Source organism: Enterobacter cloacae complex sp. IR5458 (assembly GCF_049238025.1).
GTDB classification, from domain to species: domain Bacteria; phylum Pseudomonadota; class Gammaproteobacteria; order Enterobacterales; family Enterobacteriaceae; genus Enterobacter; species Enterobacter kobei.
The window spans coordinates 1-5,970 of record NZ_JBMKIF010000079.1; the positions used below are offsets into that span (position 1 = coordinate 1).

General features: G+C 48.2%; 8 protein-coding genes and 1 pseudogene. 6 read left to right on the forward strand and 3 right to left on the reverse strand.

Translation table 11 applies throughout. From position 1 onward, the window contains the following. The 4 genes from ACOTYN_RS25490 to ACOTYN_RS25505 form a co-directional block, all read left to right on the forward strand. Positions 1–567: TerD family protein (locus ACOTYN_RS25490; protein ID WP_141037085.1), on the forward strand; the 567-nt coding region annotated here is incomplete at its 5' end. Between the two features lie 68 nt (positions 568–635). Beyond that, on the forward strand, positions 636–1,211 hold the full coding sequence (locus ACOTYN_RS25495; protein WP_000301247.1) for a TerD family protein: 576 nt from the start codon (positions 636–638) through the stop codon (positions 1,209–1,211). Between the two features lie 428 nt (positions 1,212–1,639). Continuing rightward, positions 1,640–2,881: a vWA domain-containing protein gene (locus ACOTYN_RS25500; protein WP_001053340.1), complete on the forward strand. Its 1,242-nt coding sequence runs from the start codon at positions 1,640–1,642 to the stop codon at positions 2,879–2,881. A gap of 90 nt (positions 2,882–2,971) precedes the next feature. After that, positions 2,972–3,427, forward strand: coding sequence for a hypothetical protein (locus ACOTYN_RS25505; RefSeq protein ID WP_000374058.1), 456 nt, complete (start codon positions 2,972–2,974; stop codon positions 3,425–3,427). 240 nt (positions 3,428–3,667) lie between these two features. Here ACOTYN_RS25505 and ACOTYN_RS25510 read toward each other — a convergent pair whose 3' ends face one another. Further along, complete coding sequence (locus tag ACOTYN_RS25510; protein ID WP_000398479.1) at positions 3,668–3,859, reverse strand: DUF7706 family protein; 192 nt, start codon at positions 3,857–3,859, stop codon at positions 3,668–3,670. Between the two features lie 91 nt (positions 3,860–3,950). Beyond that, entirely contained in the window at positions 3,951–4,292 is a 342-nt protein-coding gene (locus ACOTYN_RS25515; RefSeq protein ID WP_001151572.1) for a hypothetical protein, read from the reverse strand. A gap of 625 nt (positions 4,293–4,917) precedes the next feature. Between ACOTYN_RS25515 and ACOTYN_RS25520 the strand changes: the two are divergent. Both ACOTYN_RS25520 and ACOTYN_RS25525 read left to right on the forward strand, forming a co-directional pair. Then, positions 4,918–5,138: pseudogene (locus ACOTYN_RS25520) on the forward strand (type I restriction-modification system subunit M N-terminal domain-containing protein); the annotation flags it as partial. Between the two features lie 140 nt (positions 5,139–5,278). Continuing rightward, positions 5,279–5,533: a hypothetical protein gene (locus tag ACOTYN_RS25525; RefSeq protein WP_000880375.1), complete on the forward strand. Its 255-nt coding sequence runs from the start codon at positions 5,279–5,281 to the stop codon at positions 5,531–5,533. 2 nt (positions 5,534–5,535) lie between these two features. On the opposite strand, the gene ACOTYN_RS25530 is transcribed toward ACOTYN_RS25525, so the two are convergent. Further along, positions 5,536–5,970 (reverse strand): 3'-5' exonuclease (locus ACOTYN_RS25530; RefSeq protein WP_275367267.1); only part of this gene is annotated, 435 nt, incomplete at its 5' end.

Genomic DNA, 5,970 nt, shown 5'->3' on the forward strand with positions numbered 1-5,970 from the left:
CTTTCCAAAGGCGGGAACGTCTCCCTAAGTAAAGCAGCTCCGTCAATGAAAAACGTCCTGGTGGGCCTTGGCTGGGATGCGCGTTCAACAGACGGTCAGGACTTTGACCTGGATGCTTCAGCATTCCTGCTGGCCTCAAACGGCAAAGTGCGCGGCGATTCAGATTTCATCTTCTATAACAACCTGACGTCATCCGACGGTTCCGTAACGCACACCGGCGATAACCGCACCGGTGAGGGCGATGGTGATGATGAATCGCTGAAAATTAAACTGGACGCCGTCCCGTCTGAAGTTGACAAGATCATCTTCGTTGTGACCATCCACGATGCTCAGGCTCGTCGCCAGAGCTTTGGTCAGGTATCCGGTGCGTTTATTCGTCTGGTTAATGACGATAACCAGACTGAAGTTGCTCGCTACGATCTGACCGAAGATGCGTCCACTGAGACTGCCATGCTGTTCGGCGAGCTGTATCGCCACAATGGTGAGTGGAAATTCCGCGCAGTAGGTCAGGGTTATGCTGGTGGTCTGGCATCTGTATGTGCTCAGTACGGCATTAACGCGTCCTGATCAAAAAGTAACTTTTCTACCCGGGGCTGTTAATGCAGCCCTCATTCAACTGTTTGCAGGAGCTAAAAATGGCAGTTTCTCTCGTAAAAGGCGGCAATGTATCTCTGACCAAAGAAGCACCAACCATGAATGTTGCTATGGTTGGCCTAGGCTGGGATGCCCGTGTAACCGATGGTCAGGGTTTTGACCTGGACGCTTCCGTGTTCGCAGTAGGCGAAGACGGTAAAGTGTTGTCAGATGCGCATTTCATTTTCTTCAATAACAAAACCAGCCCTGATGGCGCGGTAGAGCACCAGGGCGACAACCGTACCGGTGAAGGCGACGGCGACGATGAGCAGGTCAAAATCGATCTGACCAAAGTCTCAGCAGATATCAAAAAACTGGTGTTTGCCGTTACCATCTATGATGCAGAAGCGCGTAAACAAAACTTCGGCATGGTGAGCAACAGCTTCATGCGCGTTTACAACAACGACAACGGCACGGAAATTGCCCGTTTCGATCTGTCTGAAGATGCCTCAACCGAAACCGCTATGGTCTTCGGTGAACTGTATCGTCATGGCGCTGAGTGGAAGTTTAAAGCTGTCGGTCAGGGCTTTGCCGGTGGCCTGGCGGCTCTTGCCTCCCAGCACGGCGTTAACATCTAAAATAACGCTGAATCATACCCCGGCAATGCCGGGGTTTTTTTTGGTTGCGATCCGCTATCAGGAGGGGGGGGGCAGAAAGGGTTCGGGAATCTCAGAAAGCAGAGAGATGTTAATTCTGACGTGAGCCTTTTAAAGGCAGGAAACGGATTTTTCTCTGGTTGCTGGTTAAAGCCTGTATTCCGTGCCTTATATCAACAGCATGCCCCTCTGATATATGTTACGTTTGCGACTTATGAAGGCACGGGTTCTGGAAGATAAAATACCCGACCAATGGAAATTCCAATTCAACAGGTATAGAAACTTCAACGTGATGAAATATGGTGTCACACCATATATACGCCTCACCAGAAATCCAGCGTCCTGAACTAAGCCAGGGGAACCTATATAAACGCTGCGCTTTAAAATAATCAAAAATCAGGAGAGTTAATGTGAATCTACAATCCGGACAAAACATACCACTTCAGCAATCTGCGATCAGGCTGAATCTTCAGTACCCTACCAAATCCGGCTTTAAAGGCGAACCCGATACCTGCCTGTTCCTGCTTAATGCTCAGGGAAAGGTCAGCGGCGATTCTGACTTTATCTTTTACAATAATCTGTCTTCTCCTGAAGGGGCAGTAAAGCTCGTTACCGGTTCTCAGCAGTCCAGCATTGAGATAGCACTGGATCGTGTTCCTGCGAACATCAGTAAAATTGCAATCACAGTTGTCATTGATGGTGAAGATACCATCAGTGGGCTCAGTTCGTTGAGCATGCAGGCTCAAGGAATCGCTGAGTTCCAGGCTGAGACTCAGGGCCGCAGTGAGAAAGCAATTATCCTGGGTGAAGTATATCGGCACAATGGCGCCTGGAAGCTTCGTGCGCTCGGGCAGGGTTTCAACGGTGGTCTTGAGCCTCTGGCCATTAGCTATGGCGTTGATGTCGCACAGCCAGCTCCGCAGCCAGCAAAGCCTGCTCGTATCAGTCTGGAAAAGAAACTGGAAACCAGATCTCCGCGCCTTGTAAGCCTCGCTAAAAAAGCCTCGGTCAGTCTTACTAAAAATAAACTGGACACCCTTGAGGCAGCGGTTGCATTTGTACTTGACGCATCCGGCTCAATGAGTGGCCAGTTCAGTAAGGGTAACGTTCAGTCTGTGCTGGACCGCATCGCCGTTCTTGCCGCCCAGTTCGACGACGACGGTGAAATGGATGTCTGGGGATTTGGAGAGAAGCATAAGAAGTATCCAAACGTCACACTGGACAACCTGGACACATATATTCAGTCCATTCGCGGGGCTGGAAAGCGTTCAGCCTGGGAGAACCTGCCGGGCCTCGGAGGGACAAACAACGAGCCTCCTGTGATGGAAGAAATAGTCGACTACTTTAAGGACTCGAAAATCCCGGTGTATGTTGTATTTATTACCGATGGCGGGATCAGCAAGACCCGGGCGATTAAAGATGCAATCCGGCGTTCTGCCAACTACCCCATCTTCTGGAAGTTTGTCGGCCTGGGTGGTTCAAGCTACGGTATCCTCAAAAATCTGGATGACTTTACTGACCGCCGGGTTGATAACACCCACTTCTTTGCCATGGATGATTTCGGTTCGATTAGCGATGAAAAGTTATATGATAATCTACTGGAAGAATTCAGACCGTGGATCGATGAAACAAAAAGGTTAGGCATCCTTTAATACGCACAGTTTGAGCTTGGTTGAATGAGCTCTACAGCAGCTTAATACTGTAGAGCCTTTGTTCATTGGAAATCGTACAGGGAGGCGCATATGGACCGCATCAAGTACCTGAAATGGATAGCTGAAGAATCACCAAGTACGGCTCAGCAGCTGGTGGCCTGGTTAAACAGAGCAAGGCACTATACGCCCGACATGAAAGAGCATCAGGCAGGTGTACAGATTCAAGAAAAGGGGATTGTTGTAGGGCTTAGACAAAGTACTAATCGTTATCATGGAGATTGTCTGACCATACATGTGGTACGGCTTCCGGAAGAAATACAAAACAAGGGATGGTTTAAGTCTTTTCTGAAGCTTTGCTGTGAATCGAATCCCTGGTGCGATGTTGTAATAGAAGACGTGAAAAACCCATATTTATTAAGCTTTTGTAAGAAACTAAACTTTACTGTATTAGATGAATTTTACCCGAATACTTACATAGTAAACACAGATGCCATTATGAGTTTACCTATCCCACCCTTAGGGAGATACGAAACCTATCTTTATTAAACCTGCGAACCTTTACCGGTTGCGTGGGGAGCGGATGGACTTCGGCTAAAGAAAAATCACATCGTCTATTTTGACCAGAAAAAGCTAATCTGCTTGATGTAATGCAGAAACGCATTACATTAATATCTTCTCCCAACAATCACCTGAACAATTCCCTGATTGCTTTTCACCTCATACCAGTGCTGGCTCATAGTTAGTCCTTAAGCAAATTTGTTATCGGAATAAAGAACGAAGCCAGCCTCATCGAGGCGCATAACCTTCTTCCCTTAACGCCTGTTGTAATTTTTCAATTGCGCTTTTCATTACCCAGGCTTCTTCGTCACTCACAGCACAGCCACGAAGATCGCTCCAGCTCAGACGTTTAACTAATTGAGCAAGGGCCATAGTTTCATTCTCATCAAGCTGCAAACTCAGTGTCTCAATACCTTCCACTATCTAACCTCCCTTATACTGAAAAATGGCGCTTTATTTCTGACCAGATGCCGAAGCCTTGAATGCGGCCGGAACTGCCGTTGTTTCTACTTTACAGAAATGGAATTAAAAAGTGGTGGTGCTGGGCACGTTTCTTTTCCAGTCGGGGTTTAAGCCAGAGCCGAAACTCATTCAACTTCTCAGCAGCCAAAACCGCTTCAACGGGGAAAACTTTATATTTACCCTGCTGCTGAGGTTCACCCAACCATCGCCTGATGGCTCCGTCAGTCCATAAACGAGTCTCTTTGAGCCTGGTTACAGTGACCCATTTCCTGGACCATTCATCAAATTGTCGCTGGCGATCCCGATAACGTTGTTCTTCCTGCTGACGAAGCCAGTCGCGATCAACAGCGAATTTTCGGTATCCAACAAAGAGCCCTTGTACTTTGGCCATGACAACATTCCGGTTTGCTTAGAACTGTTCAGACAGACATGTCAGGGATAAAGCTGAAGAAAAAGGTACAACGAAGAATAACCAAGACATAGGCCTGCCGGGTAAGTGGTGCGGTGCACAGGACTGTCGGAAAGTACGCTCAGAGAGGGTCGTTTAAGCATGATGCACCACCGCCAGCCAGCCTTAATAATGGTAATGTACCACTGGGTTACCAGACAGACCAGTAACGCATCAAACATAAAACTGTTTTTTAAAAAACGTCAGGAACGTAGCCTGACCTTTTAACCAGTGGTGTAAAAAACATACAGATTGCTCTGAGGTATGAGGTTCAGCAACTAGCCTTGTCGACGCAGAAACATTAAGTAATCAATAGCAGCTATCGCAAACAATGGTGAAAACCACCACGTGCTTTTCAACAAGCCAAGCGGCAGAAAGAGTACAGTTGCCATCGAATAAACAAAAACACGAACCATACCATCTGTAATAAACATAGGCTATTTGCAATCTGAGGTTGGATTGTAGATTTTAGTTAGAAATGGATCAAAGTCCGTTTTGTGCAAAACTTGGTTGACAACCCTCTTTTGGAAGATGTGCCGTTTCGTGCAAAAGTTGGTTGGAGGCCAAGATGGCAGAGTTCGTAGGTTCGGCTGCTTCGCAAGCTGATTTCATTTGGAAGAACGCGGAAGACCTGTGGGGGGGGATTTCAAGCATACCGACTTCGGCAAGATCATTTTGCCGTTTACTCTGCTGCGTCGATTGGAGTGCGCACTGGAGTCTACACGGGAAGCATCGCTCGATAGCCAACCAGCCACGATTGAGTTCTTAGAAGCAGAGTTCAGTGTTGATTTCGATGCGCTGCTATCTTGACCGCCAATCAGACCCGCATGGTTCAGGTTTGTGTATGAGAGTCCCCAAATGGCTGTAGTTCTAACCAAAGCCTTGATTGAAGCCGGCCGCGCCGGAAATAGTGGGTACAGAAAAGGCAGTTGCTTGCGCTGGGCGTAAGTTACCCGCCGAAAAGCGGCTGGATCGAACGACTGATCGGCACTGAGGTATCTGACGAGCAGTACGAACGCTTTCTGGGGCACAGCACGAGCAAGCAGGCTGAACAGATCCTACGCGGAGAGCAGCCAGCCAAGGGGCTTCAGTATGCAAAGCGAGCGAAGAAGCTCGCTTCTGAAAGAAAAGCCACAATTGATCTGGATAACGAGCACCTGTCTGAAATCGAAAAGTATCGGTAGCCCTAGACTTTTAGCCGCTGAAGATCTCTTAGATACCATTGGTGAAACTTGCTGAAGTCAGCCTTCTGTTTCTCTACCGTGCTGTTATAGATCGCATCACTGGTAACCGCACAAGCAGTCCAGCCAGCCTCATAGACGAAGCGAGTAGCTATCGGTGACTTCTTCGGGGTGCTATCCCAGCGGTTTTTGAGCCACCGCGCAAGCCCTTCATCAAGAGGGACCACCAGATTTAGCTGCTGTTTTGTGCGAGTGATACCGACATAAAACAGCCGACGTTCCTCCTCGATTTCCTCTTCGGCCGGAGGGGTGTTCATCGATGTGCGAACGCTGTAAACATCATCGGGTTTGCCGCCAGGAAATTCCTGCTCATTCAGCCCGATCAGGGGTCGTCTCAGAAAACGGAATCTATGGTCACTCCCGTTTTTGCAACACCGATT

Coding starts and splice junctions, on each gene's coding strand:
- ACOTYN_RS25495 (WP_000301247.1), top strand. CDS start 636: ATGGCAGTTTCTCTCGTAAAAGGCGGCAATGTATCTCTGACCAAAGAA.
- ACOTYN_RS25505 (WP_000374058.1), top strand. CDS start 2,972: ATGGACCGCATCAAGTACCTGAAATGGATAGCTGAAGAATCACCAAGT.
- ACOTYN_RS25515 (WP_001151572.1), bottom strand. CDS start 4,292: ATGGCCAAAGTACAAGGGCTCTTTGTTGGATACCGAAAATTCGCTGTT.